The following is a 25,887-nucleotide window of genomic DNA, read 5'->3' on the forward strand; positions in this document are numbered from 1 at the left end:
TATTTATTTTTTCCTTTGATTTAAAGGAACTGGTCTTTCTTGCTTTTTAACAGGCGTTCCATGTAAATCGTAATCTCCAGCATCGTGAATCTTTACATCTATAAACTCCCCTATTTTAATATAATGTTCTTTTGCGTCTACAATCACATCATTATCTACATCTGGTGAATCCGATTCTGTTCTTCCGTAGAAATACTCTCCATCTTTTCTATCGAACAAACATCTAAATGTTTTTCCTATTTTTTCTTGATTCAATTCCCAAGAAATTTGAGATTGAACTTCCATAATTTCATTCACACGTTTAAACTTCACTTCTGCAGGAACATCATCTTCTAAAACATAAGCACCAGTATTTTCTTCGTGTGAATATTCAAAAGCTCCCAAACGTTCGAAACGCATTTCTTCTACCCAATCTTTCAATTCTTGAAACATTTCTTCAGTTTCTCCAGGATAACCAACAATTAAAGTTGTTCTAATTGCCATTTCTGGAACAGCTTCTCTAAATTTATGAATTAAAGCCGTCGTTTTTTCGTGTGTAGTTCCACGTTTCATCGACTTTAACAACTCTGTATTTATGTGCTGTAAAGGAATATCTAAATAATTACACACTTTTGGCTCACGTTTCATTACCTCTAAAACATCCATTGGGAAACCTGTTGGAAACGCATAATGCATTCTTATCCATTCAATTCCATCTACTTTTGCCAATGCTTCTAACAAATCTGCCAAAGCACGTTTTTTGTAAATATCTAATCCGTAATATGTTAAATCTTGTGCGATTAACATAATTTCTTTAATTCCTTTTTCTGCTAATTTTGTTGCTTCTGTAACAATATCTTCAATAGGTGTAGAAACGTGTTTTCCTCTCATTAAAGGAATTGCACAAAAAGAACAAGGTCTGTCACAACCTTCTGCAATTTTTAAATATGCGTAGTGTTTTGGAGTGGTTGTTAAACGTTCTCCAATTAATTCGTGCTTATAATCTGCTTCTAAAACCTTTAATAAATTAGGCAAATCGTGCGTACCAAAATACTGATCTACATTAGGTATTTGCTCTTCTAAATCTGGTTTATAACGTTCACTTAAACATCCAGAAACAAAAACTTTATCAATTTCTCCAGCTTCTTTTCTGTTTGCGTAATGTAAAATTGTATCAATAGATTCCTCTTTTGCTTTTCCAATAAAACCACACGTATTTATAACAACGATATTTCCATCATCATTTTCATCTTCATGTACAACGTTTTTACCATTCGCTTTCAACTGTCCCATTAACACTTCCGAATCGTAAATATTTTTAGAACAACCTAAAGTAACAACGTTAATCTTATTTTTTTTGATGGTTTTTGTACGCATATCTATAGCTTTTTGCCTTTTGCTCTTTGCTTTTGGCAGATGTATTTGTAATTTTCTATTTCATTTCTTTAAAAATGAAAACGAGTGCAAAAATACGAGTTTTAAAATGATTAATAATTGCTTCTATTGATAGTTTTTTGGCATTTTTCTAACTTTTGTTAATTGCTCAAAAGCATACCCAATTTCTAATAAGTTTCTTTCGGAAAAAGGCAAGCCAATAAAAGTTAGACTTACAGGTTCTCCAGAATCTTTATATCCCATAGGAACTGTTAATGTTGGGTATTTCGCAACTGCAGCAATTCCTGAATGATAATTGTTTATCGATAAAATAACATCTAATTTATCTTCATTTAAAGCTTGTAAATATTTTTGTCCTTCCGAATTTAAGTTTTTCTTTATTTTTCTAAATTCTTCTGAAGTTGTTTTATCATTTACAATTCCCTCAAACAATTGTTGTCCATAAGGCGCTCTTAAAATAGAGTCGAATTTATTAAAGTTTACAACATCGTTTACATTCTTTACTTCAATATTTTTGTTGGCATTATTTTTTAAATATTTTGGCAAGTCGTGTTTCATGTCAATATTTAACAACGTTACAAAACCATCAAAAGAAATTTCTGGAGGTGTAATTTCTACGATTTCAACGCCTACTTTTTTTAATTTTTCCACTGTTGAATTATAAATTGAATCTAATAATAGTGGCTTTAAAACACCTATTCTTCTGTTTTCTAATTTATTTCTAAATCCGTTTTGAATGTAATCTTCTTCTATATTTTTTGAAGCGGTATCACTTTTATCAAAACCTCTCATGGCATTCATAAAAATGGAATTGTCTATGACACTTTTTGTCATAGGTCCTGGCGTATCTAATGTTGAGGAAATTGGAACAATTCCACTTCTACTTAAAACACCAATGGTTGGTTTTAATCCAACTACCGAATTCTGACTTGAAGGAGATGTAATAGAACCTGCAGTTTCTGTACCAACTGCTGCTACTGCAAAGTTTGCTGCAACTGTAACTCCACTTCCTGCAGAACTTCCTCCTGTTTCGAATTTCCCTCTTCCATAAGGATTTAAGGTTTGTCCGCCAATTGCAGAATAACCCAAAGGACAACCAGAACAGAAAAAATATGCCCATTCACTTAAATTAACTTTTCCCAATATAATTGCGCCATTTTCTCTTAATTTTTTAACGATAAAAGCATCTTCAGATGTTTTATTATCTGCCAAAGCAATTGCTCCTGCAGTTGTTTTCATGTCCTTTGTGTTGATGTTATCTTTTAATAAAATGGGCATTCCGTAGATTGAAAATTCAGAAACATCCGTTTTAATCTTGTCTTTTTCTCTTGCGTCGTTTAAAACATTTGGATTTAAAGCAATAATACTATTTAAAGACAATGTAGAATCACTTTCGAATTTTCGAATTCTGTAGAGATAAAAAAGAGTTAGTTTTTCGTAAGATAACTTTCCTTCTTTTACATTTTTTTGAAGTTGAGGAATTTCTTGTTCTAAAATAAGTGGCTTTAATTCTTCGTAACTCTCTTCAGAAAAGTTATTTAATTCCTTTTGAAATGGCTTAAAAACTGCATTCATATCTAAATATTTAGATTGAATTAGTTTAAACTTCATTCGTCCACTTTCGTTTTCTTGCGATTGTGCTAACGCTTCTGTTTCATTGTATTTTTTGAAAGCATCTTTAAAAACAATTTCTTCTTGCTGACAATTGATAAATAAAATACTTAATAATATTAGAAGAACAATATTTTTCATTTTTTATTATTTTACAATCAAATATAACGCTTTAAACCTTTTAAAGGAATAACTGTCTTATTATAAATCTACATTATGAAAATTTCTTTATACTACTTTGTTTTTTTACTAATGATTACTATTTCTTGTTCTAGAAAACATACTGAAGAAATTGTAGTAGCACCAATAAATGAAGAAATCTACTTTCCTCCTTTAAATTCTGAAATTTGGGAAACCACTTCTTTAAGTAATTTAAATTGGAATGAAAACGAATACAAACCTTTATTAGACTTTTTAAAAGAAAAAAACTCCAAAAGTTTTATAATTCTTTACAATGGCAAAATTGTTGTTGAAGAGTATTTTAATAACCATAATTTAAATTCTTTTTGGTATTGGGCAAGTGCTGGTAAAACTTTAACTACAGCAGTTTCTGGAATTGCACAGAATGAAAACTTATTAAATATAAATAATAAAGTTTCTGATTATTTAGGTAAAAGTTGGACAAGTTTAACTATTGAAAAGGAAGATTTAATTACTTGTAAAAATTTACTCTCTATGAATTCTGGTTTAGATGATTCTTTGGGAGATGATATTTCTAAAGAAAATTTAAAATACAAAGCAGATGCTGAAAAAAGATGGGCATACCATAATGTGTATGTAAAAATGCAAGATGTTATTACAAATGCTACCAACACTACATTTACAAATTATTTTAATACAAAATTAAAAGATAAAATAGGAATGAATGGGTTTTGGAGAAATAGTAACAATTTTAATGTATATTGGAGTAATAGCAGAAGTATGGCTCGTTTTGGATTATTAATTGCTGGCAATGGAAAATGGGAAAACACACAAATTATTTCTGAAGATTTTATAACTGAAGCTACAAATACTTCACAAAGCTTAAACCAATCTTATGGTTATTTATGGTGGTTGAATGGAAAATCTAGTTATCATTTACCACAAAGTCAGGCTACTTTTAATGGAAAATTAATACCTAATGCACCAAATGACTTATTTGCAGCTTTGGGTAAAGACGACCAAAAAATTTATATTGTGCCAAGTAAAAAATTAGTAATTATTAGAATGGGAGAAGCTGCAGATTCTAGCAATTTTGCACTTTCAACTTTTGATGTTGATTTATGGGAAAAGTTGAATTTATTAATCAATTAAAAAAAATAATATTTGCTCTTCTAACAAAGAATAGAAAGTGAAATAAGAAATAATGAAATTTCTTTATTCACTTTATTTAATACAATTAAAATGAAATAGATTAAAGAAACTGTTACAAAAATACTATTATGAATATTTTTTTTTTAACAACGTAATAAAATAATTCTTTAGAGATAAGAGGACTATCTATGCTAAATTTAAGATTATAAGCTACACTTAAGAAACAAGAAATTAAAAATATATTTTAAAAGTCATTTAAATTTATTTTTTTCAGTAAAACACCTACTTAAAAAAAGAATCTACAAATTCAATTTTATTAAAGACTTGTAAATCATCTATTCCTTCTCCTATTCCAATATATTTTACTGGGATTTTAAATTGGTCGGAAATTCCTATGACAACTCCACCTTTTGCTGTTCCGTCTAATTTTGTGACAGCCAAAGAAGTTACTTCTGTCGCCAAAGTAAATTGTTTTGCTTGCTCAAATGCATTTTGTCCTGTAGAACCATCTAAAACTAATAAAACATCGTGTGGAGAGTTGTCTACCACTTTTTGCATTACACGTTTAATTTTGGTCAGCTCGTTCATTAAATTGACTTTGTTATGTAATCTACCAGCTGTATCTATAATTACAACATCTGCATCTTGATTTACAGCAGATTTTAAAGTATCGAAAGCCACAGAAGCTGGGTCAGAGCCCATTTCTTGACGAACAATTGGTACATCTGTTCTGTCTGCCCAAACTTGTAATTGATCTATTGCTGCTGCTCTAAAGGTATCTGCAGCTCCTAAAACTACTTTTAAACCTTGTTTTTTAAATTGACTTGCTAACTTACCAATTGTTGTGGTTTTACCAACTCCATTTACGCCAACTACCATTAAAACATATGGCATTTTCTTACCATTTTTGTCTTTAGGAATTTCTGGAATTGTAAATTCAGTTTCGTTACCAAGATTGGTTTCCGATAATAAACCTGCAATTTCTTCTCTAAGAATTTTATTTAATTCGTCTGTACCAACATATTTATCTCTGGCAACACGATCTTCGATTCTAGTAATTACTTTTAACGTTGTATCTACTCCAACATCTGATGCTACTAAAACCTCTTCTAAGTTATCTAAAACATCGTCATCTACTTTAGATTTACCTGCAACTGCTTTGGAAAGTTTATCAAAGAAATTTGTATTTGTTTTCTCTAATCCTTTGTCTAATGTTTCCTTTTTTTCTTTCGAAAATATTTTTTTAAAAAAACTCATTTTTATCTTTTATACTATAAGAACAGTACGTTAAAAAACGTGCCATTTGTTTGGTTTGGTCAAATTGTCACTAAAAATGCCTTTTGCGTTAGGGATTGAAATGACATCCTTTTTGCTTTTTCTGCAAAAAGATATAATGGAAAGCCCGACCTTTTTAGGTAACGCCCAAAAATACATAATTATAGGGCACAAAAAAAACTACTTTCTAAAATTAGAAAGTAGTTTTTATATTTTATTTGTAAACGATTACTTTTTAGCTAAAAAAGCGTCTACTTCTGATGGATCCATAATTGATTCTACAAATGTGTAAGCTCCTGTTTTTGGAGATTTTACCATTTTTATAGCTTTACTTAATCTTTTTGATCCTGTTTGTAACGATGCTACTGATTTCTTTGCCATTGTCTAAATGTTTTAATCTATATGCTCTGTTCTGAGTTCTAGATATTTAAATTACTTAATTTCTTTGTGAACTGTCATTTTATTTAAGATAGAGTTGAATTTTTTAATCTCCATTCTATCTGGACTGTTCTTCTTGTTCTTAGTTGTAATGTATCTAGAAGTACCTGGTTTTCCAGTTGCTTTGTGCTCTGTACACTCTAAAATTACTTGAACTCTGTTACCTTTTTTTGCCATTGTATAAAATTTTAAATTGCTTGAGCTTATTTAGTTAAAAATCCGTTAGCTCTCGCGTCTTTTATAACTGCAGAAATTCCTTTCTTGTTAATATTTTTTAATGCAGAAGCAGATACTTTTAAAGTAATCCATTTATCTTCTTCTGGAATGTAAAAACGCTTTGTCATTAAATTAGCGTCAAACTTTCTTTTGGTTCTATTTAAAGCGTGAGAAACGTTGTTCCCAACCATTGCTTTTTTTCCTGTTAATTCACAAACTCTAGACATCTTTTCGACAGTTTTTTAGTGTTATCTCTAAACGAGGTGCAAATCTACAAATAATTACAATATTGAACAAAACAATTTTGTGAATTTTTTCATCTTTATAAAAAATAATTTAAATAAGTGCTTAATTGTTGTCTTTATTAGTATTTAAACACTTTAAAATTCCAGAAAAACTACTTTAAGACAATTCTTTCTGCAACATTTCTAAAGCTTTACTTACGGTTCTGTTAATTACCTTCTCTCTTGGTTGCCCAAAGTTAAATTCTTCGACGATTTCCTTATCGTCAGAAATTAATGCAATATAAACAATACCTACACTTTTGTCAGTATCATCGGTTGTTGGTCCTGCGTTTCCTGTAACAGCAATTACATAATCGGTTTTTAACTTTTCCTTGGCTCCTTTTGCCATTTCTAAAGCAACTTCTTTACTTACTACTGTGTGTGTTTTAATTGTTTCTTCGGAAACTCCTAATAAACTTGTTTTTGTTTCTGCTGAATAGGTTACAAAACTTCCTTTATAATATGAAGATGAACCTGCAATTGAAACCAATGTTGAGGCTATTTTACCTCCTGTTACACTTTCTGCTGTTGCTATTGTTTTGTTTTTAGATTTTAACAAAGCTCCTATTCTTTTTTCCAATGAAGCATCATCGTCTAAACCTGTAATTATTTCTGGGATTAGTTTGTAAACCTCATCTACTTTTTCTTGTAATTCTTTTTCTAAAATTTCTTTGTTTTCGCCAAAGGCAGATAAACGCAAACGAACTTTCCCAAATGATGGTAAATAGGCTAGTTTTATATAGGTTGGTAAATTGTTTTCGAAATCTTCTATTCTTTCTGCGATGGTGCTTTCTCCTGCACCATAAGTCATAATTGTTTTATGAAGTATAAATGGTAGTTTAAATTGTTTTTGAATTCTTGGTAAAACTTCATTGGTTATTAAACCTTTCATTTCATAAGGAACGCCTGGAAGTGACACAAAAACGGTATTATTTTCGAAAAACCACATGCCTGGAGCTGTTCCGAAATTGTTCATTAACAATGTTGCTTTGGATGGCAATTGTGCTTGTGTTCTTTGAATTTCTTTAAATGGATGATTTATTTTTTGAAAGAGTCCTTTTATATGAGTTACAACATTTGGATATTCTACAATTTTATCATCTTTAAAGAATTTAGCAATTGTTTTTTTGGTGATATCGTCTTTTGTGGGTCCTAAACCTCCTGTTATTATTACAATATCTGCTCTTTCTTGTGCTTCTTTGAAAGCATTTAAAATATGTTGCTCATCATCTTGAATGGAAGAAATCTGATAAACTGAAACACCTATTTTATTTAATTGCTGACCAATCCACTGTGAATTTGTATCTACAATTTGTCCAATTAAAATCTCGTCTCCAATGGTTATAATTTCTGCTTTCATTTATTTTCCTATTTTTTCTATCTCTTTCTTGTTTGTTTTCTTTTTACGATTCCAAAAAAAATTTAAAAGCTGAAAACTTATCAATATACATATGAAACCTATTGCAAAGGATTTGAAACTTACTAGTGTTAATGAATATTCATCTATATCTTCAACATTAAAAAACCTTAAATAAAGTGGATATATTAGTAAGCTAAGAAAATAAATAGCAATGCCAAGAAAACCAAATAACCATTTATTTTTCTTATGATTTTCTGCAAGTCTATAAAAATAAAAACCGATGTAAAAAATAAAGATATAACCTAAAGCTTTCATAAATAATTATACTAATATTATTTTACAATCTAAATAAGTAATGTAAACATTATGTTTTTCAGGATACAAAGGTACTTGTAAATTACTAAATCAAAAAAGCCATTTTAAAACGAAAACATCGAAATAAAATGGCTATTTATTATTTGTGAAAAAACTTTTATTTTAAAACAATCTTTTTAGAGATGTTTCCTTTTTCTGATTGTAAATTTATAACATAAACACCCGTTTTTAAATTTGGAAGATTTAAAGTGTTTAATCCTTTGGCTTCAAACTTCGAAGAAAAAACTTGTTTACCAACTAAATCGTACATTTTAATATCCGATTTTCCATCTTGTAAACCTGCAATTTGTAACGTATTTCTGTTTGTTGTATAAATACTTACGTTTTGTAAATCTAATGTATTTACATTTAAAGCACTTGAAGTTGTATGGATATAAAAACGTCCAATTCCGTTTAAATCTGTATCTAATTGAACAGTATATTCAGATCCACTTTCGTCTAATTGCGAATACGTACCTGTTGTTTTATCTTCTATAAACAATTTAATTCCAGCTGGTAGATTTAAAGTTTTACTCGAAAAAGTAATGTTAGTATCTTTTACAGCTGTTACACCTACAGGAATTACCATTCTTTCGTATCCTGAATTTGGTAAACATTGAAGAGCTATATTATGTCCTTCACTATTTGAAACCAAATGTGTATAAACGTCGAAATTACTAGGTGTTGCAGAGAATGTTCCTGCATCATAACCAAGATCTAGACCAGTTGTAGTATTTTTTTGATATCTTATTTGTGTCTTTTTTGTTACTCCATTAGTTGTAATAAATAAATCTATCTCTGGATTGGTATTCAATGACTTGAAAAAAGACTTTCCTGTTTGGTGACTCTGCATATCTTCTGTAAAATTAATGGTTTCTCCACCATTTTTAGATTGTATAAAGAAAGCTTGTCCAGGAGCTGCATAATGTGCAACAGTACCAGAATGATTTAAAATGTCATAACCTGTTCCATTCCACATATAAATTGCAATTCTTAAAGGATCTAATTTAGTTGCATTTACAGTTAGGAAGTTATTATTTATATCTGCATCGTCGTTTAAATTGATAAATGCAGTAGATGGGTTTCCAACAATGTTCCATTTATTACTTCCAACTGTTGCAGATGTTCCATCTGTAATTACTGCAGGTGTAGCATCAGTTCTTAACGTTCCAGAAAAAGTAAGAACTCCTGCTGTTGTTTTTTTAATAGAATATCCTTTTCCTATTATAAAATTACCTGCAGAAGTAATTGGGTTTGCACCTCCATCTGTATAATAAGTATAACGTAAATCGTCTGCTAAACTATTATTATATGCTGCTAAAGGATATTTATTCCCTTTTTTAGTTAATAAACCTGCAAATGCACTAATATTTTGATCGATTATTGGGGAAGAAACCAAATGCCAATTTGTAGTTACATATCTATCATAATCTACATTTGCTGTTCCTTTAGAATCTCCTTTTAAAATGAAAGAACCATTATTAGTGTCATCTGACTTTATTTTAAAAGTTCCTTCTTGCGTTAAATCTCTTGTAACTGTTAAAGACCCTGTTGGTGCTATATTTAAAGTTCCACCTGCATTTACATATACATCTTTTAAAGAAACACCTGCTGTTGTAATTTCTGGGTAATTTGCTGCTCCTGTTGGAATGTTAATTGCATACGTATTGTCATTTAAAGGAACTCCTGCACTCCAATTGTCTGCATCTGACCAAGAAGCACTTTCAGAACCATCCCACAAAGTTACATTTGCATCGAACTCTAAAGCTCCTAAATCTGGGACTCCATATCTTGGATCTTCATTATAATCTGTTGTTGGTGCGTTAGAACTTGTATCTGCAATTTCTAAACCTCCAGTTGTTGATGTAATTGATGTTCTATCTATTGCTGGAGATGTTATTTTTAATCGAAAATCGAAATTTGTAGGATCTACAAATTGTGGATCTAACTTAATAGTATTTACATCTATGTCAGTTGTAGCTTGACCTTCATTAATTGAGCCAATAGTTCCTCCATAAGTTGTTCCATAAATTAAGTTATTTTTAACCTCTGCATATGGTTCTCCATTTGCAATTTGTGTTGCAGTAACTGTACTTGTTGCTCTTGTATTTTGTTTTACAGATATCGCAGATTTTTTTAATCTTGAATCTATTACAGATATATTATTAATTATTTTACAATCTTGACCATCACTCATACTAATACCAATATTACCTCCATTATTAGAAGTTGGTGGTGTTGTTCCTGTATCTTCTGTAACCGACTTTGTGTAAGAATTAAAATAGGCTGTATTACTAATAAAATCTACTCGATCTCCATCATTAGAATGAATTCCACTAAAACCATTATAGTAAGCAATATTATTGGCTACTAAAATTCTTCCATTTTCCCAATCTACTTTTATTGTAGTTCCATCATCTTCGTAAGTAGTTCTGTTTCTTTGTAAAGAAATTCCTTTACCTTCATCTATATGTGGGGTAATTTTATCTTTATCTGGCGCCCAAGAATATTGTTCATTATAATTATGATGTATTTTATTTCTTAAAATTCTAATTCTATAATCATCTCCAGTTCGTGAACTTGTTGCTTTTGTTACAACCAAACCATGTGTCCCAGAAAAAGACCTTTTAGAAGAATGAGAAATATCATTTCCTATAATATCTACATCTTCAGCATCTGAAACCCTTAAACCACCTCCAGGCATTTGAGTAATAGTATTGTTTAATATTTGAATATTTTTTATACCACTTAAATAAAAACCTCTAGTATCTACATAAGATGGTCTTGCTTGTTTTTTATCGTTAATTTTATAAAGTGTACCTGCATTCTCTGTTCCATCTGCACAATTAGCTACAACACAATCATCTTCATCTCTTTGACGAATTTGAGCTAAAGTTGGGTTGTAACGATCTATATCATCTGATGTATCTAGAGTTGTTCCATCTGCCAAATAATTTTCATTTAAAGACAAATTTAAATATGCAAATTGTAATTCGTTGGCTAATGATAAAGGAATACTTTCTACCTCACCTTTAATTACTAAATCTTTAAAAATTAAATATTTAGAATTCTGAACCCTTAAAATATTACTTCCATTTCCGTTTAATATTGTAGATGAATTATGTGCTCTAATTGTTATGTATTTCCCTGCCTCACCTTCAAAATTACTAAAAATTAAAGTGTTTTCTGAATTCCATAAGAAAGGAGCGTTAATTTGGCCAGAAGTAAAAGTATGTTTTATTTTGTTTGCTGTATCACTGTAATAACCATCATTTATAAATGTTCCCATTAAAATAATTTCGAATGCCACACCATCATTATCTATAAGAGAAGGTGCACTTGCATCTGCAGAAACTCTTTTAGGAACATTTGCTAATGTTTTAAATGGAGTTGTAGCAGTTAAACCATCATTAGAATCTGATCCAATTTCTTGACTTATGTAATATGCTGGACTTTGAGCATAAGTAACAACAGAAATTAATAATAAAATTAGGGTTTTAAAAGAAGAATTTTTATTCATGGTTATCTATAGTTTTAGATATATAAATAACAAATTTGTTTGCCATTTATAAATGGCAAAATTAATTATTATTTTTTAAAATTTATAAATTATAGTTACTTATGAAGTCTAAAAATTGTCTAAATAGGTTATAATAATTGACAATAATCAATAAAACAAAGTAGAAGTTAGTTTATTTCACTCTTATATTAAAAGCTTCTTTACCTTCAATTACTCCTTTTAAGTTATCATTTTCCACAACTTTACCAACTCCAGCTGGAGTTCCCGTAAAAATAATATCTCCTTTTTTTAATGTGAAGTATTGAGAAACATAAGAAATTAATTCATCTGTTTTCCATAGCATTGCTTTGGTATTTCCATCTTGTACAATTTCATCATTCTTGTACAGTTGAAATTTTAAGTTTTCAAAATCGAATTGTTCCTTCGGATAAAACTCTCCAACAACTGCACTTCCATCAAATGCTTTTGCTTTTTCCCAAGGCAAACCTTTCTCCTTACACTTTGCTTGAACATCTCTTGCTGTAAAGTCGATTCCTAAACCAATTTCATCATAATATTTATAAGCAAATTTTGCATCTATATGTTTTCCTACTTTATTAATCTTCACCAAAACTTCAACTTCGTAATGTACAACATCAGAAAAAGGTGGAATAAAAAATGGATTTTTTCTCGGTAAAATAGCCGAATCTGGTTTTAGAAAAACAACAGGATTATCTGGTTTTTCGTTCGCTAATTCTTCGATGTGTTTTGCGTAATTGCGCCCAATACAGATTATTTTCATAAAAATTACTCTCCTGCTTCTGGAAAAACAATAGCTCTATTTCCTGAAACAATTATTTGATTGTTTAAATGATTTTTAACAGCTCTTGCCAATACCAATTTTTCGATATCTGCACCAATTCTTTTTAAGGTTGTTGGCGTACTTTCATGAGTTACAGGTTTTACATCTTGCTCAATAATTGGACCTTCATCTAAATCTTCGGTAGCATAATGTGCAGTTGCTCCAATTAGCTTCACTCCTCTTTCATAGGCTTTTTTATAAGGATTTGCTCCTTGAAAAGCTGGTAAAAAAGAATGATGAATATTAATTATGCGTTCTGGATAATGGTTTATAAATTCTGATGACAAAATTTGCATATATCTTGCCATAATTACTAAATCAACCTTATTAGAATCTAATAATTTCGTAACTTGAGTTTCTTGCTCTTTCTTTGTTTCTTTTGTAACAGGTAAATAATAATAAGGAACATTAAACATCTCTGCAATATGCCTTAACTTATTATGATTACTGATAATCATTTTTACGTTACAATCTAACCTACCTTCTTTTGCACGTTCCAACAAATCATATAAATTATGACTTGTATGCGAAACCATAATGGCAACATTTTGTTTTTTATCTCCATAATTTACAGACCAATTAAACTGTAAAGGTGTTGCCAACTTTAAGAAATTCTTCTCTAAATCTTCTTTAGAGATAACAGTTCCTTCTGCATTTAAACGAACTCTCATAAAATAAGTGTCTTCTATAGAGTTAACGTATTGCTGACAACTTACAATATTGAATCCTTGCTCATAAAAAAAACTGGTTATTTTAGCTACCAAACCTTTTTGATCTGGACATTTTATTAAAAAAGTTACTATTTGTGATTTCATATAAGCCCCTTTTAATTTCCCCAAAAGGGAAAAACACTCTTGTGTTTAATTTATTCTCTTTAAATTAATTAACTATAAATTATTCCCACAGACTAAATACTGAATTACTAAAAACCGAGACTGCAAACTGAATACTTATTTACTGTTAACTGACTATGGTATCCATTTTTTAGGAAAATTAGGCTTTCTTTTTTCAAGAAAAGCATCTCTTCCTTCTTTTGCTTCATCTGTCATGTAAGCAAGTCTTGTTGCTTCACCAGCAAAAACTTGTTGCCCAACCATTCCATCGTCTGTTAAATTCATAGCGAATTTCAGCATTTTTATAGAGGTTGGCGATTTCTCTAAAATTTCTTGTGCCCATTCATAAGCAGTACTCTCTAATTCCTCATGAGGAATAACTGCATTTACCATTCCCATTTCATAAGCTTCTTGAGCTGAATAATTTCGTCCTAAAAAGAAAATTTCTCTTGCTCTTTTTTGCCCAACCATTTTTGCCAAATAAGCAGAACCATAACCACCATCAAAAGAAGTTACATCTGCATCTGTTTGTTTAAAAATCGCGTGTTCTTTAGAAGCTAACGTTAAATCGCAAACCACATGTAAAGAATGTCCTCCACCAACTGCCCAACCAGGAACAACTGCAATTACAGCTTTTGGCATAAAACGAATTAATCTTTGAACTTCTAAAATATTTAATCTGTGATAGCCATCTTCACCTACATAACCTTGGTGTCCTCTTGCTTTTTGATCTCCACCAGAACAGAAAGAGTAAATTCCGTCTTTTGAACTTGGTCCTTCAGCAGACAATAAAACCACACCAATATTTACATCTTCGCCAGCATCATAAAAAGCATCGTATAATTCTTTAGTAGTTTTTGGTCTAAAAGCATTTCTAACATTTGGTCTGTTAAAAGCTATTCTTGCAACACCATTACATTTTTATAAGTAATATCTTCATACTCTTTAACAGTTTTCCATTCGGGTTGTATCATATTTTTGTATTTTGGTCGTTCTAAAAGAGAACAAAACATTCTTGTTTACAAAAATAAACATTCTAAATGATGATTAAGAAATCACTTCCATTAATATTTTTACTTTTTTCGATTTGTACATTTTCACAGAAAATTATCAAAAAAACAATTGTGTCGGATTTTGTAGATTCGAAAAGAACCATACGAATATATTTACCTGAAGGTTATGATGAAACAAAAGAGAAAAATTATCCTTTAGCCATCGTTTTAGATGCTGAATATTTATTTGATGCTTATGTAGGAAACGCTGTATTATTTGCTTCAAAAGACAAAGCTCCAAAACAAATTGTTGTGGGAATTGAAATGGAAAAAACTCGAAAAATTGATACTTATTTCAATTTAAATGAAGAGAAATTAACAACTAATAACGAGAAGTTTTATCAGTTTATTAAAAACGAAGTTATTTTCGATATCGAAAGCAATTATAAAACTTCTCCTTTTATTTCTATTATTGGAGATGGAACTTCAGCAAGTTTAATTACAAATTTTTTAAGAGAAGGGAAGCCATTTATAAATTCTTATATATGTATAAATCCTACTTTTTCTGATTTTATTGGAAACAAACTGCAATCGTTTAATCTAGGAAGATATCAAAATGAAGATAATACCTTTTACTTTTACACGAATAATTCCAATTCTTTTTCTGATGAAAAACAAATAAAGATTGGAGAAGTACAAAGTGCTTTAACAGGATTAGAAATTAAAAACTTCAACGTAATTAACGACACCATAAATACCTCTAGTAGTATTTCTGCGATGTCAGAAGCAATTCCTAGAGCTTTAGATAAAACTTTCGAAATTTATTCTGCAATTTCTAAAGAAGAATTCGACACCAAAGTAAAAGACCTCTCTCCTATTGATGCAATTGCGTATTTAGAAAACAAATACTTGGAAATTGAATTTCTTTTTGGAACTAATTTAGGAATTAGAGAAAGAGATATTTATGCTGTTGAAAAAATTATTATCGAAAAAGAAAATGGAGATCAATTATTAAATTTTGGTAAAATGATTTTAAAATTATTTCCTACTTCTCCTCTTGGAGATTATTATTTAGGTAGATATTACGAAAAAGGAAACGATATTAGAAAAGCCTTAAAATATTACAAAATTGGATATGGAAAAATGGATCCAGCAGACCCAAATGCAGATGCTTTTTATGAAAACATCTTAAGAATTGGTGGAAGATAATTAGATTTTTTTCGTAGGAATTCTCCAAGTAAATCCTGCACCAATAAAAAGACCATTATTATCTCCAATAAGTGCATCTATTTGAAAGTTATTATTTAAAAGATAATACACTCCAGAATCGATATTAAATTGATAACTATTATTTAAGAAATTTCCAAAGGGCTCTAAAAAAACACCCATTTTCGAATTAATTACATAAGATAAATTAAATACGTAAATCCCGTTATTTAATCCGAAATTATTATCAAAATTAATTCCTAAATTAACAGTATAAGAAAGTTTTTCCGATAAAGAACTCGCTAAAATATAAGTTAATTGTGAATTGCTATTTGTTGCGCCAAAATCATGAGAAAATTGTAAAGTAGAAGCGTATTTACTATTAACATCAGATAGGTTATATCTTGCTCCTATTGAAAAAGAAGCAATTTCATTAGCAAATTTATTTCCTGATAAAATAATACCTGAGTTTAATTCAAGCTTTTCTGAAAGTCCATATCTAAAATAAGAATTTGGAAAAAACTCTGAATTATTTTCAGAGAAATCTATCCCAGCTTGAATTTGAAAAACGTTTTTACCAACAGTGTTTGATGACAAAGCTTGTCCTGGTCTGTCAGAAGACAAGGTTTCTGTAAATTGAGCATTTGCGATTGTTGCACTCAACAGTAAAATACATAAAAACAACTTTTTCACCTTTTTACTATTTTACCAATTCAATTCTATCTTCTTTTATTACGATTAGTTTTTGCTTGTATAAATTACCAACTGCTTTTTTAAATGCTTTTTTGCTCATTTTCATATGAAAACGAATAGAATCTGGCGAACTTTTGTCTGTCAACAACAAAAAACCTTCTCTACTATCTTTTAATTTGCTTAGTACTTTATCAACATCTGAATCTATAACATTTCTAAAACCTTGTGGACGAAGAGAAACATCTACTTTACCATCTTCACGAATTTGTTTTATGTAACCAACAACTTCCATGTTTTCTTCCAATTCTTGAAAAACTTCACTTCTAAAAAGTAAGCCATCAAATTCTTCATTAATCAAAACAGTGTAACCTAAACCAGTTTCAGTCTCAATAACTAAATTTACCTTATCTCCTTCTTTAAAATTATAATCGTGTTCTTGAAAATCATTATCATTTTCCTGCGAATTATTTTCAAACTCTTCAGAATTGTTTTCTTCTTCGTGTAAACTCATTATTTTATATATTTAAAATATTCCTTTAAAATTAAATCATTTTCTTCACTTGGTGTAAAGATTTCTAATATTTTTGGTTTTTCAGATGTTACGAAAAAACCTTGCAATCCTTTTTCTACACTTTCTTTTGAATGTGCTTTTACATATTCAAAATTATACATTTTAGCTAAATGTTCCGCAGTTAAATTATGTGGTGTTTCAAAATACTGGTGTGCATTTGTAGATCTTGGCCCAGGAATTATTTTAAAAATTCCACCACCAGAATTATTAATTAAAATAATTCTAAAATTCTTTGAAATGTTGTTATTCCAAAGTGCATTAGAATCATAGAAAAAACTTAAATCTCCTGTTATAAAAACAGTTGGGTTTTTATTTGCAAAAGCTGCACCAATTGCTGTACTTGTGCTTCCATCTATTCCACTTGTTCCTCTATTGCAAAAAACTGTAAATGAATCTTTTATTGTAAAAAGTTGCGCATATCTAATAATAGAACTGTTGCTAATTTGTAACTGACTATTATTTGGAATACTTTCTAAAATCTGCTCAAAAACAGAAAAATCGGAATATTTAATATTCTCGAAATAACTTGCATGTTTTTTTCTTCTTTCATCTCTAATAGCCAACCATTTTGGCTGATAGTTGCTTTTCGAAGGTGTTATAAAAGTATTAAAATGAGAAAAGAAATCTACTGGTTTTGTTTGAATAAATTCCGACAAACAGAAAAACGTATTTGTTGCTTTTCTTTCATCGATATTCCAGTGATGTTTTGGTGCATAATCTCTTAAAAAACGTTTGATCCTTTTCGAAACAATCATTCCTCCAAAAGTGATTAATATATCTGGTTGCAATTCTTTAAACTCAGCATCTTCCAAAGAAAAAATTAATTGATCTATAGAATCTATTGCTTTCTTATGATGTAAATTAGAAGTTGTTTCTGTTAAAATTAATACAGAATCATCTTCTGCATATAAATCCATTAATTTGTGTAAATCTTCATTTGGATAATTAACACCAACTAAAATCATTTTTTTATCTGAAGTATTCCAAATTCCGGCTAATTCTTCATAATTTATATGAGAATTATCCAATGAACTCATAGAAATATGTGGAAAGTGAAATTCTTCCATTTTTTCTACAGTCTCATACAAAGGCTCATCAAAAGGAACATTTACATGAACAGGACCTTGTTGTGAAATAGAAATTTGTAAAGCTTCGCCAATTAATTGTGCGTTTCTAGCTTTAAATTTCGGGTTTTCAATCAAGTTTGCAGAAAACAAAATATGATTCGCAAACACATTTTCCTGACGAATCGTTTGTCCATCACCAATATCAATTAAATGTTTTGGCCTGTCTGCAGAAATTACCACTAATGGAATATTGCTGTAAAAAGCTTCTGCAATTGCAGGATAATAATTTAACAAAGCAGAACCAGATGTACATAAAACTGCAACTGGTTTTCTGGTTTGTTGTGCGATTCCTAAAGCAAAAAAAGCAGCACAACGTTCGTCTACAACACTTAATGTCTTAATTTCTGGATGATTCGAAAAACCAACAGTTAAAGGAGCGTTTCGTGAACCTGGAGAAATTACAACAGTGCCAACATTAAATTGTTGACATGCAGAAATTACAAGTTGAGCGAGTTCTTTTTTGGGAAAAATGGCCTCTCCTAACCTCTCCAAAGGAGAGGAACTCTTGCTGGATTTCTGAGATGAATCTTTTGTACTATTTTTATTATGCAAAAGTTGTTTCGTTTTGCTAAAAGCTTCTAAACAAGTTTAGCCCTGATTGAAACGACATCCTTTTTGCTTTTTTGCAAAAAGATATAGTGGAAAGCAGGAAACAGCTTCTAATAATTAATTTTAAAATTTAGTTTAGTATTTTTTTAAAGCATGAGTGTTCCTTCCCTTTGGGAAGGTTAGGATGGGCTTATTAGTTCCCTTTCTTGTAATCTGCCAAAAACTTAGCCAAACCAATATCTGTTAAAGGGTGTTTTAACAAACCTTCAATTGCACTTAAAGGACCAGTCATAACATCTGCACCTAATTTTGCACAATCAATAACATGCATTGTGTGACGTACAGAAGCTGCTAAAATTTCAGTTTCGAAACCGTAATTATTATAAATCAAACGAATTTCTGCAATTAAGTTTAAACCATCAGTAGAAATATCATCTAAACGTCCAATAAATGGAGAAACATAAGTTGCACCTGCTTTTGCAGCCAATAAAGCTTGCCCAGCAGAAAACACTAAAGTTACGTTTGTTTTAATTCCTTTCGAAGAAAAATATTTACACGCTTTAATTCCGTCTTTTATCATTGGTAATTTTACCACAATTTGCGGATTCAAAGCAGCCAAAGCTTCACCTTCTTTAACCATACCTTCGAAATCTGTAGAAATTACTTCTGCAGAAACATCACCATCTACCAACTCACAAATTTCTTTGTAATGGTTAATAATATTTCCTTCGCCTGTAATTCCTTCTTTTGCCATTAAAGACGGATTCGTAGTTACACCATCTAAAATACCCAAAGCTTGCGCCTCTTTAATCTGTTCTAAATTTGCTGTGTCAATAAAAAATTTCATCTGTATATTTTTAGTTGTATTTATTCTTTAATTATTTGGGCGTTCCCAAAAATGGTCGGGCTTTACGCACTCGCTTCTCGCAAAAAAGCAAGAGAGCTCAAACAAATGCTTCAATCCCTAACGCAAAGATAGTTACTTGATTATAATATTATGAATTGATATAATAACAATTTATTACTACTTATAAACAAAAAACTAACGTTTTTCTTACAATTTATAATGATTCATTAATAATTTCTCAAACCAAGTATCTGGTAAAATTCGTTTTAAAACAATAGAAAATTTCTCTAAAAATCCACCCACTTTATAATGGATTTTCGGGTTCTTCGTATGTATAATTTTATAGACTTTTTCTGCCATTTCAATTGGGTTTTTCCCAGTATCTACGTGAGCATCCATCAAATCTAAATTGGCTTTATAGTTTTCCTTGTACACAGAATCGTCGAAAAGTGGTGTATGATATCTTCTGGAAATAATATCCGTTGCAAAATCTCCAGGTGCCACATTTACCAAATCGATTCCATATCTTTTTACTTCCATTCTTATGGCCTCTGTAACCAATTCTAAAGCTCCTTTAGATGAAGAATAAATTCCTCTAAATGGCAATCCCATATAACCAGCAATCGAAGTTGTATTTATAATTAGTCCGGATTTTTGCTTACGCATGTGAGGTAAAACCGTCTTAATAACATCAATAGCTCCAAAAAAATTGGTATTAAATGCGTTTCGCATTTCGTCTGTTGGTGTTTCTTCAATTGGACCAGTAACTCCAATTCCTGCATTATTTACGAGAATATCTATTTTACCTTCTAATTTTATAATAGAAGCAATTGCAGTTGTAATGGTTTCGATATTTAAAACATCTAAAGCAATTAATTTGAAGTTAAAGTCTTCAATATTTTTAGGATTTCTACTGGTTCCATAAACCTTATATCCTTTTTCAGATAAAAAAGTAGCAATTGCTTTTCCTATTCCAGAAGAAGCACCAGTAACTAAAACAACTTTAGACATATTAAGGTGTAAGATTCAATGTTTTAAGTTTGGCAAATATCTTAAAAGTAAATGAAGAAATCTAAATTTAGAGCACAAAAAATGGCAAGCTATCTACATCACACTGCTACAACCTAATACCTTTGCTGTGTTCCCACCCTGGAGGATTCAAAGGGAGCTAGTTGTGTAGGACTTGCCACTGCAAATTTACAACAGATTTTTATTTTAACAATTAAAAAAACCTTAAATTTTTTGTAACATTTTTAAATCTTTGAATACTAATTAATTGTTAAGGTAGTTTTAGAAAAAAAACTAAAAACTGAATGCTATTTCAACGAAATGAATATATTTGTATAACTAACTAAATCAGTAAAAAAATGGAAAATCAAGCAAGTAGTAAAAGTATTATTTTAAATTATGGATTATACTATGGAATAGTAGCTGTAGTTTTTAGTTTAATAATGTATGCGTTAGGACAACATTTAGAACAAAATTTAGCAACATCGCTAATTGGCTTTGTTATAATGATTGCTTTTATAGTATTGGCTACTAAGAAATTCAAATTCGAAAATGGTGGTTTTATGTCTTGGGGACAAGGTGTTAAAATTGGAATGGGTGTCGTTCTAATTGGAGTAATTATTTCTGCAATATATACTTATCTATTTACTACTTTTATTGAGCCTGATTTTAAAAATCAAATAATAGAAAAATCAATGGTTCAATGGCAAGATGCAGGTATGTCTTCAGATCAAATAGATATTTCTAAAAAAATGACGGAAGATTACTTTTATGTATCTCTATTTGGAGGAATGGTAATTGGTGGTTTAGTTTTAGGATTTATCTTTTCTGCAATTACTTCTGCAATAATGAAACATTCAGAAGAAGAAACATACTAAATCTTAAAGTTCGTTGTTCCATATTTAATAAAATAGTAACTTTGAACATTCAATTAAGAACTTTGAAACTTACATATGGAAATTTCGGTAGTAATACCACTTCTTAACGAAGAAGAATCTTTACAAGAATTACACGATTGGATTGCAAAAGTTATGCAATCCAATCGTTATTTATATGAAATTATTTTTATAGACGATGGTAGTACAGATACTTCATGGAAAGTTATCGAAAAACTATCGGAGAAAAACAACTCCGTAAAAGGAATTCGTTTTCAAAAAAACTACGGTAAATCGCAAGCTTTAGATGCAGGTTTCGAACTTGCACAAGGAGATGTAGTAATAACGATGGATGCAGATTTACAAGACAATCCAGAGGAAATTCCAGAATTATACGACCTTATCATAAAAGAAGATTTCGACCTTATTTCTGGTTGGAAAAAGAAACGTTATGATAATGTAATTACCAAAAATATTCCTTCGAAATTATTTAATGCTGCTGCTAGAAAAACTTCAGGCTTAAAATTACACGATTTTAATTGCGGATTAAAAGCCTATAAAAATGAAGTAATTAAAACCGTAAAAGTTAGTGGAGAAATGCACAGATACATTCCTGTTTTGGCAAAAAACGAAGGTTTTAACAAAATTGGAGAAAAAGTAGTGCAACATCAAGCTAGAAAATATGGTGTTACTAAATTTGGTATGGACCGCTTTGTAAATGGTTTTCTAGATTTAATTACCATTTCTTTTTTATCAAAATTTGGAAAAAGACCCATGCATTTCTTTGGTTTATGGGGAACTTTTATGTTCTTATTCGGAACCACAAGTGCATTTTATATTGGCGTTTTAAAATTATACAAACTATATAATGGTATTAAAACTATTTTAGTGACAGATAATCCTTGGTTTTATATTGCTCTTACTTCTATGATTTTAGGAACATTATTATTTTTAGCTGGTTTTATTGGTGAATTGATAATAAAGACTAAAAGCAACGAAAAACACTATTCAATAAAGGAAAAACTCAACTTCTAAAATGTATATTTGTATATTATTAGTAAAAATCAACTAAAATGAGCGAAATCTTAGACAAAGCAAAAAAGTGGTTATCTGCTACTTTCGATACTGAAACGCAACAAGAAATTCAACAATTAATAAAAACTGATTCTCCTGATTTGGCAGACAGATTCTATAAAGACATGGAATTTGGAACTGGTGGAATGCGTGGAATTATGGGTGCAGGAACTAACAGAATAAATAAATATACGTTAGGAAGAGCAACACAAGGTTTGTCTAATTATTTAATAGATAACGTACAAACAACCCAACTTAAGGTTGTTATTGCTTACGATTGTAGGCATAACAGTAAAAAGTTTGCAAAGATTGTTGCAGACGTTTTTTCCGCAAATAATATAAAAGTATTTCTTTTTGAAGATTTACGAGCAACTCCAGAATTGTCTTTTGCAGTTCGTCATTTAGGTTGCGATGCAGGTATTGTATTAACAGCTTCTCATAATCCGCCAGAATATAATGGTTATAAAGTATATTGGGAAGATGGTGGACAAATTGTTCCTCCACATGATAGTGGAATTATAAACAACGTAAATTCCTTAGATTTTTCTGAAATTAAGTTCGAAGCAAATGAAAATTTAATTGAAGTTATTGGCAAAGAAGTAGATGATGCTTTTATTGATGCTTCTGTAAAAAACGGAAAACTTTCTAATAAAATAGATCGTAAAAACTTAAAAATAGTATTTACATCTTTACATGGAACATCTATTGTTTCTGTACCAGATGCTTTAGAAAAAGCAGGTTATACAGATGTACATATTGTTGAAGAACAAAGAGCACCAAATGGAGATTTCCCAACAGTAAAGTCGCCAAATCCAGAAGAACCAGAAGCTTTAAAAATGGCAACTGATTTAGCAAATAAAATTGGAGCAGATATTGTTATTGGAACAGATCCAGATTGCGATAGATTAGGTGTAGCTGTAAGAGATTTAGATGGTAATATGAAATTGATGAATGGGAACCAAACCATGGTTGTTATGACTGAATTTCTATTAAGAAAATGGAAAGAAGAAGGTAAAATAAATGGAAAACAGTTTATAGGTTCTACGATTGTTTCTACAGAGTTAGTAAATGAATTAGCAGAAAATTTTAGTGTTGAAACAAAAGTTGGTTTAACTGGTTTTAAATGGATAGCTAAAATGGTTCGTGATTTTCCTGAACTTGACTTTATTGGTGGTGGAGAAGAAAGTTTCGGTTATATGGTTGGCGATTTTGTTCGAGATAAAGATGCTGTTACAGCAACACTTTTAGCTTGTGAAGTTGCTGCTTTGGCAAAACAAAATGGAAGTTCTTTTTATGAAGAATTATTAGCTATTTATGTTAGAAATAATTTCTACAAAGAACATTTGATTTCTATTACAAAAAAAGGGATGGATGGAGCTGCAGAAATTCAGCAAATGTTAAGCGATATGCGTAACAACCCTTTAACTGAAATTGATGGGGAGAAAATAGAAACACTTACTGATTACGATTCTTCTATTCAGAAAAATCTAATTACTGGAAAAGAAACAAAAATCGACTTACCAAAATCGAATGTTTTAATTTATCAAACAGAAAAAGGAACCAGAGTTGCTGCAAGACCAAGTGGAACAGAGCCTAAAATTAAATTTTATTTTAGTGTGAATACTTCTTTAGATACAAAAGAAAATGCAGAGAAAGTAGAAGCTGCATTGGATGCTAAAATTCAACGTATTATTAAAGAAATGAAATTGAATTAATGGGTTATTTTAAGGACATTTTAAAATATGAAAAAAAGTACAGAAAGTTTACTGTTTTAAACATTCTATTTAATATTCTGTATGCTATTTTTAATGTGCTTTCTGTTTTAGCTTTTATTCCTGTTTTAGGAATTCTTTTTGGAACAGATAAAAAAGTAACAAGCAAACCTACTTACGAAGGAATAACAAAAATAGGTTCGTTTTTAAAAGAAAATTTCAATCATTTTATTTCTCAAAAAATTGAAACTAATGGAGAAATAAACACGCTTTTTTTTATATGTCTATTAGCATTATCTTTATTTTTTCTTAAAAATTTATTTCGCTATTTAGCTTCTTATGTAATTACTTTTCTAAGAACTGGAGTCGTAAAAGATTTACGTGATAAATTATACCGTAAAATTATCGAATTACCAATTGCTTATTTTTCAGAGAAAAGAAAAGGAGACATTATTGCAAGAATGACTTCTGATGTGCAAGAAGTGGAAAATTCTATTTTAACTTCTATAGAAGTAATGGTAAGAGAGCCATTAACAGTTATAATTTCTATAAGTATTATGCTGTTTATGAGTGTGAAGTTAACACTTTTTGTATTTGTTTTATTACCTGTTTCTGGATTTATAATTTCTTCCATCAGTAAAAAATTAAAAGCAAATTCTGTAAAAGCTCAAAAAGAAACTGGAAATTTTTTATCATTTATCGAAGAAACTCTTACAGGTTTAAGAATTATAAAAGGATTTAATGCCGAAAACGTAATTGAAAAGAAGTTTAATAATTCTACAAGTAGTTTTAAGCAATTAATGACGAGTGTTTTTCACAGACAGTCGTTAGCATCTCCTATGAGTGAATTTTTAGGTTCTGCAACCATAATTGCTATTCTTTGGTATGGAGGAACAGAAGTTTTGTCTAAAACAAGTGCACTTCAACCAGATGAATTCATGGGATATATTGTATTGTTTTACACTGTTTTAAATCCGATTAAATTAATTACTACTACTTTTTACAACGTTCAAAAAGGAGAAGCATCAGCAGAAAGAATAATGCAAGTTTTAAATACTGAAAACAGTATAAAAGACAAACCAAATGCAATTGTAAAACAAGATTTTACAGATAAAATTGAGTTTAAAAATATTTCTTTTAAATACAAAGACGACTTTGTTTTAAGAGATTTTTCTTTAACTATTAATAAAGGAGAAACTGTTGCTTTGGTTGGGCAATCTGGAAGTGGAAAATCTACTCTAGCAAACTTAATTACTCGTTTTTACGATGTAAATAAAGGCGACGTTTTTATCGATGGCGAAAACATAAAAGACATCACTAAAAAATCGTTAAGAAATTTGATGGGAATTGTTTCTCAGGATTCAATTTTATTTAACGATACTATTGAAAATAATATTAAATTAGGTGCACAAAATGCAGATGAAGCACAAATTTTAGAAGCTTCCAAAATTGCAAATGCTTATGAGTTTATAAAAGATTTACCAGAACAATTCAACAATAATATTGGCGATAGTGGAAACACTATTTCTGGAGGACAAAAACAACGTTTATCTATTGCAAGAGCAGTTTTAAAGAACCCTCCTATTATGATTTTAGATGAAGCAACTTCAGCTTTAGATACAGAATCTGAACAATTAGTGCAAGTTGCGTTAGAAAAAATGATGCAAAACAGAACTTCTTTAGTAATTGCACACAGATTATCTACTATACAAAAAGCAGATAAAATTGTAGTAATGAAAAAAGGAAAAATTGTAGAACAAGGTAAACATGAAGAGTTATTGGCTGTAAAAGGTGAATATTATAAATTGGTTACGATGCAATCACTTGCATAATT

General features: G+C 29.9%; 22 protein-coding genes, 1 other RNA gene and 1 pseudogene. 6 read left to right on the forward strand and 18 right to left on the reverse strand.

The window, feature by feature from the left end:
- Positions 1-3 precede the first annotated feature (3 nt).
- The gene (gene rimO, locus H9I45_RS04565) at positions 4-1,356 is read right to left on the reverse strand and encodes a 30S ribosomal protein S12 methylthiotransferase RimO (RefSeq protein ID WP_088352886.1); all 1,353 of its coding nucleotides are present in this window, start codon (positions 1,354-1,356) and stop codon (positions 4-6) included.
- A gap of 123 nt (positions 1,357-1,479) precedes the next feature.
- Positions 1,480-3,126: an amidase family protein gene (locus H9I45_RS04570; protein ID WP_088352887.1), complete on the reverse strand. Its 1,647-nt coding sequence runs from the start codon at positions 3,124-3,126 to the stop codon at positions 1,480-1,482.
- Between the two features lie 75 nt (positions 3,127-3,201).
- On the opposite strand from H9I45_RS04570, the gene H9I45_RS04575 reads away from it, so the two are divergent.
- Positions 3,202-4,278: a serine hydrolase domain-containing protein gene (locus H9I45_RS04575; RefSeq protein ID WP_088352888.1), complete on the forward strand. Its 1,077-nt coding sequence runs from the start codon at positions 3,202-3,204 to the stop codon at positions 4,276-4,278.
- Positions 4,279-4,560: 282 nt separating this feature from the next.
- Here the strand turns inward: H9I45_RS04575 and ftsY are convergent, their stop codons facing one another.
- From ftsY to H9I45_RS04625, 10 genes and pseudogenes are all read right to left on the reverse strand, one after another.
- On the reverse strand, positions 4,561-5,535 hold the full coding sequence (gene ftsY, locus H9I45_RS04580) for a signal recognition particle-docking protein FtsY (RefSeq protein ID WP_088352889.1): 975 nt from the start codon (positions 5,533-5,535) through the stop codon (positions 4,561-4,563).
- 246 nt (positions 5,536-5,781) lie between these two features.
- Positions 5,782-5,934 (reverse strand): DUF4295 domain-containing protein, encoded by a 153-nt coding sequence (locus H9I45_RS04585; RefSeq protein WP_088352890.1) that lies wholly within the window; start codon positions 5,932-5,934, stop codon positions 5,782-5,784.
- Positions 5,935-5,985: 51 nt separating this feature from the next.
- Entirely contained in the window at positions 5,986-6,168 is a 183-nt protein-coding gene (gene rpmG, locus H9I45_RS04590; protein ID WP_077809620.1) for a 50S ribosomal protein L33, read from the reverse strand.
- A gap of 26 nt (positions 6,169-6,194) precedes the next feature.
- Positions 6,195-6,434, reverse strand: coding sequence for a 50S ribosomal protein L28 (rpmB, locus tag H9I45_RS04595; RefSeq protein WP_088352891.1), 240 nt, complete (start codon positions 6,432-6,434; stop codon positions 6,195-6,197).
- 175 nt (positions 6,435-6,609) lie between these two features.
- The gene (locus tag H9I45_RS04600; protein WP_088352892.1) at positions 6,610-7,851 is read right to left on the reverse strand and encodes a competence/damage-inducible protein A; all 1,242 of its coding nucleotides are present in this window, start codon (positions 7,849-7,851) and stop codon (positions 6,610-6,612) included.
- On the reverse strand, positions 7,852-8,166 hold the full coding sequence (locus H9I45_RS04605) for a hypothetical protein (protein ID WP_088352893.1): 315 nt from the start codon (positions 8,164-8,166) through the stop codon (positions 7,852-7,854). It lies immediately after the preceding gene.
- Positions 8,167-8,323: 157 nt separating this feature from the next.
- Complete coding sequence (locus H9I45_RS04610) at positions 8,324-11,725, reverse strand: T9SS type A sorting domain-containing protein (protein ID WP_088352894.1); 3,402 nt, start codon at positions 11,723-11,725, stop codon at positions 8,324-8,326.
- A gap of 172 nt (positions 11,726-11,897) precedes the next feature.
- Positions 11,898-12,506 carry a fumarylacetoacetate hydrolase family protein gene (locus H9I45_RS04615; protein ID WP_088352895.1) on the reverse strand — a complete coding sequence of 203 codons (609 nt, stop codon included), beginning with the start codon at positions 12,504-12,506 and terminating at the stop codon, positions 11,898-11,900.
- 5 nt (positions 12,507-12,511) lie between these two features.
- Complete coding sequence (gene purU, locus H9I45_RS04620) at positions 12,512-13,381, reverse strand: formyltetrahydrofolate deformylase (protein WP_088352896.1); 870 nt, start codon at positions 13,379-13,381, stop codon at positions 12,512-12,514.
- 153 nt (positions 13,382-13,534) lie between these two features.
- Positions 13,535-14,373, reverse strand: a pseudogene (locus tag H9I45_RS04625) (1,4-dihydroxy-2-naphthoyl-CoA synthase).
- Positions 14,374-14,439: 66 nt separating this feature from the next.
- Between H9I45_RS04625 and H9I45_RS04630 the strand changes: the two are divergent.
- Positions 14,440-15,600 (forward strand): alpha/beta hydrolase-fold protein, encoded by a 1,161-nt coding sequence (locus H9I45_RS04630; protein ID WP_228455046.1) that lies wholly within the window; start codon positions 14,440-14,442, stop codon positions 15,598-15,600.
- Here H9I45_RS04630 and H9I45_RS04635 read toward each other — a convergent pair whose 3' ends face one another.
- The 6 genes from H9I45_RS04635 to ffs form a co-directional block, all read right to left on the reverse strand.
- Positions 15,601-16,290 (reverse strand): transporter family protein, encoded by a 690-nt coding sequence (locus tag H9I45_RS04635; RefSeq protein WP_140422723.1) that lies wholly within the window; start codon positions 16,288-16,290, stop codon positions 15,601-15,603.
- 7 nt (positions 16,291-16,297) lie between these two features.
- On the reverse strand, positions 16,298-16,801 hold the full coding sequence (locus H9I45_RS04640) for a S1 RNA-binding domain-containing protein (RefSeq protein ID WP_228455049.1): 504 nt from the start codon (positions 16,799-16,801) through the stop codon (positions 16,298-16,300).
- Positions 16,801-18,459: a 2-succinyl-5-enolpyruvyl-6-hydroxy-3-cyclohexene-1-carboxylic-acid synthase gene (menD, locus tag H9I45_RS04645; protein ID WP_088353032.1), complete on the reverse strand. Its 1,659-nt coding sequence runs from the start codon at positions 18,457-18,459 to the stop codon at positions 16,801-16,803. Before menD ends, H9I45_RS04640 begins: the two co-directional genes overlap by 1 nt.
- A 271-nt stretch (positions 18,460-18,730) precedes the next feature.
- Positions 18,731-19,384 (reverse strand): fructose-6-phosphate aldolase, encoded by a 654-nt coding sequence (fsa, locus tag H9I45_RS04650; RefSeq protein WP_088352899.1) that lies wholly within the window; start codon positions 19,382-19,384, stop codon positions 18,731-18,733.
- A gap of 207 nt (positions 19,385-19,591) precedes the next feature.
- The gene (locus H9I45_RS04655; RefSeq protein WP_088352900.1) at positions 19,592-20,395 is read right to left on the reverse strand and encodes an SDR family oxidoreductase; all 804 of its coding nucleotides are present in this window, start codon (positions 20,393-20,395) and stop codon (positions 19,592-19,594) included.
- Between the two features lie 79 nt (positions 20,396-20,474).
- Positions 20,475-20,573, reverse strand: an RNA gene (gene ffs, locus H9I45_RS04660) — signal recognition particle sRNA small type.
- Positions 20,574-20,751: 178 nt separating this feature from the next.
- Here ffs and H9I45_RS04665 point away from each other — a divergent pair.
- The 4 genes from H9I45_RS04665 (at position 20,752) to H9I45_RS04680 (ending at position 25,885) form a co-directional block, all read left to right on the forward strand.
- Entirely contained in the window at positions 20,752-21,270 is a 519-nt protein-coding gene (locus H9I45_RS04665) for a DUF4199 domain-containing protein (RefSeq protein WP_088352901.1), read from the forward strand.
- Positions 21,271-21,345: 75 nt separating this feature from the next.
- Positions 21,346-22,302 (forward strand): glycosyltransferase family 2 protein, encoded by a 957-nt coding sequence (locus H9I45_RS04670; protein WP_088352902.1) that lies wholly within the window; start codon positions 21,346-21,348, stop codon positions 22,300-22,302.
- 38 nt (positions 22,303-22,340) lie between these two features.
- Positions 22,341-24,056, forward strand: coding sequence for a phospho-sugar mutase (locus H9I45_RS04675; RefSeq protein ID WP_088352903.1), 1,716 nt, complete (start codon positions 22,341-22,343; stop codon positions 24,054-24,056).
- On the forward strand, positions 24,056-25,885 hold the full coding sequence (locus H9I45_RS04680) for an ABC transporter ATP-binding protein (protein WP_088352904.1): 1,830 nt from the start codon (positions 24,056-24,058) through the stop codon (positions 25,883-25,885). The genes H9I45_RS04675 and H9I45_RS04680 overlap by 1 nt, the downstream gene beginning before the upstream one ends.
- Positions 25,886-25,887 lie beyond the last annotated feature (2 nt).

This window comes from Polaribacter haliotis (genome assembly GCF_014784055.1).
In the GTDB taxonomy this organism is placed as follows: Bacteria; Bacteroidota; Bacteroidia; order Flavobacteriales; family Flavobacteriaceae; genus Polaribacter; species Polaribacter haliotis.

Excerpts from the sequence above, each read along its gene's own strand:
- H9I45_RS04615 (WP_088352895.1), bottom strand. The coding sequence starts at position 12,506 with ATGAAAATAATCTGTATTGGGCGCAATTACGCAAAACACATCGAAGAA.
- fsa (WP_088352899.1), bottom strand. The coding sequence starts at position 19,384 with ATGAAATTTTTTATTGACACAGCAAATTTAGAACAGATTAAAGAGGCG.
- H9I45_RS04575 (WP_088352888.1), top strand. The coding sequence starts at position 3,202 with ATGAAAATTTCTTTATACTACTTTGTTTTTTTACTAATGATTACTATT.
- purU (WP_088352896.1), bottom strand. The coding sequence starts at position 13,381 with ATGAAATCACAAATAGTAACTTTTTTAATAAAATGTCCAGATCAAAAA.
- H9I45_RS04610 (WP_088352894.1), bottom strand. The coding sequence starts at position 11,725 with ATGAATAAAAATTCTTCTTTTAAAACCCTAATTTTATTATTAATTTCT.
- H9I45_RS04655 (WP_088352900.1), bottom strand. The coding sequence starts at position 20,395 with ATGTCTAAAGTTGTTTTAGTTACTGGTGCTTCTTCTGGAATAGGAAAA.
- H9I45_RS04630 (WP_228455046.1), top strand. The coding sequence starts at position 14,440 with ATGATGATTAAGAAATCACTTCCATTAATATTTTTACTTTTTTCGATT.
- H9I45_RS04670 (WP_088352902.1), top strand. The coding sequence starts at position 21,346 with ATGGAAATTTCGGTAGTAATACCACTTCTTAACGAAGAAGAATCTTTA.
- H9I45_RS04605 (WP_088352893.1), bottom strand. The coding sequence starts at position 8,166 with ATGAAAGCTTTAGGTTATATCTTTATTTTTTACATCGGTTTTTATTTT.
- rimO (WP_088352886.1), bottom strand. The coding sequence starts at position 1,356 with ATGCGTACAAAAACCATCAAAAAAAATAAGATTAACGTTGTTACTTTA.
- H9I45_RS04585 (WP_088352890.1), bottom strand. The coding sequence starts at position 5,934 with ATGGCAAAGAAATCAGTAGCATCGTTACAAACAGGATCAAAAAGATTA.
- H9I45_RS04600 (WP_088352892.1), bottom strand. The coding sequence starts at position 7,851 with ATGAAAGCAGAAATTATAACCATTGGAGACGAGATTTTAATTGGACAA.
- H9I45_RS04675 (WP_088352903.1), top strand. The coding sequence starts at position 22,341 with ATGAGCGAAATCTTAGACAAAGCAAAAAAGTGGTTATCTGCTACTTTC.
- rpmB (WP_088352891.1), bottom strand. The coding sequence starts at position 6,434 with ATGTCTAGAGTTTGTGAATTAACAGGAAAAAAAGCAATGGTTGGGAAC.
- H9I45_RS04680 (WP_088352904.1), top strand. The coding sequence starts at position 24,056 with ATGGGTTATTTTAAGGACATTTTAAAATATGAAAAAAAGTACAGAAAG.
- H9I45_RS04640 (WP_228455049.1), bottom strand. The coding sequence starts at position 16,801 with ATGAGTTTACACGAAGAAGAAAACAATTCTGAAGAGTTTGAAAATAAT.
- H9I45_RS04570 (WP_088352887.1), bottom strand. The coding sequence starts at position 3,126 with ATGAAAAATATTGTTCTTCTAATATTATTAAGTATTTTATTTATCAAT.
- H9I45_RS04665 (WP_088352901.1), top strand. The coding sequence starts at position 20,752 with ATGGAAAATCAAGCAAGTAGTAAAAGTATTATTTTAAATTATGGATTA.
- ftsY (WP_088352889.1), bottom strand. The coding sequence starts at position 5,535 with ATGAGTTTTTTTAAAAAAATATTTTCGAAAGAAAAAAAGGAAACATTA.
- rpmG (WP_077809620.1), bottom strand. The coding sequence starts at position 6,168 with ATGGCAAAAAAAGGTAACAGAGTTCAAGTAATTTTAGAGTGTACAGAG.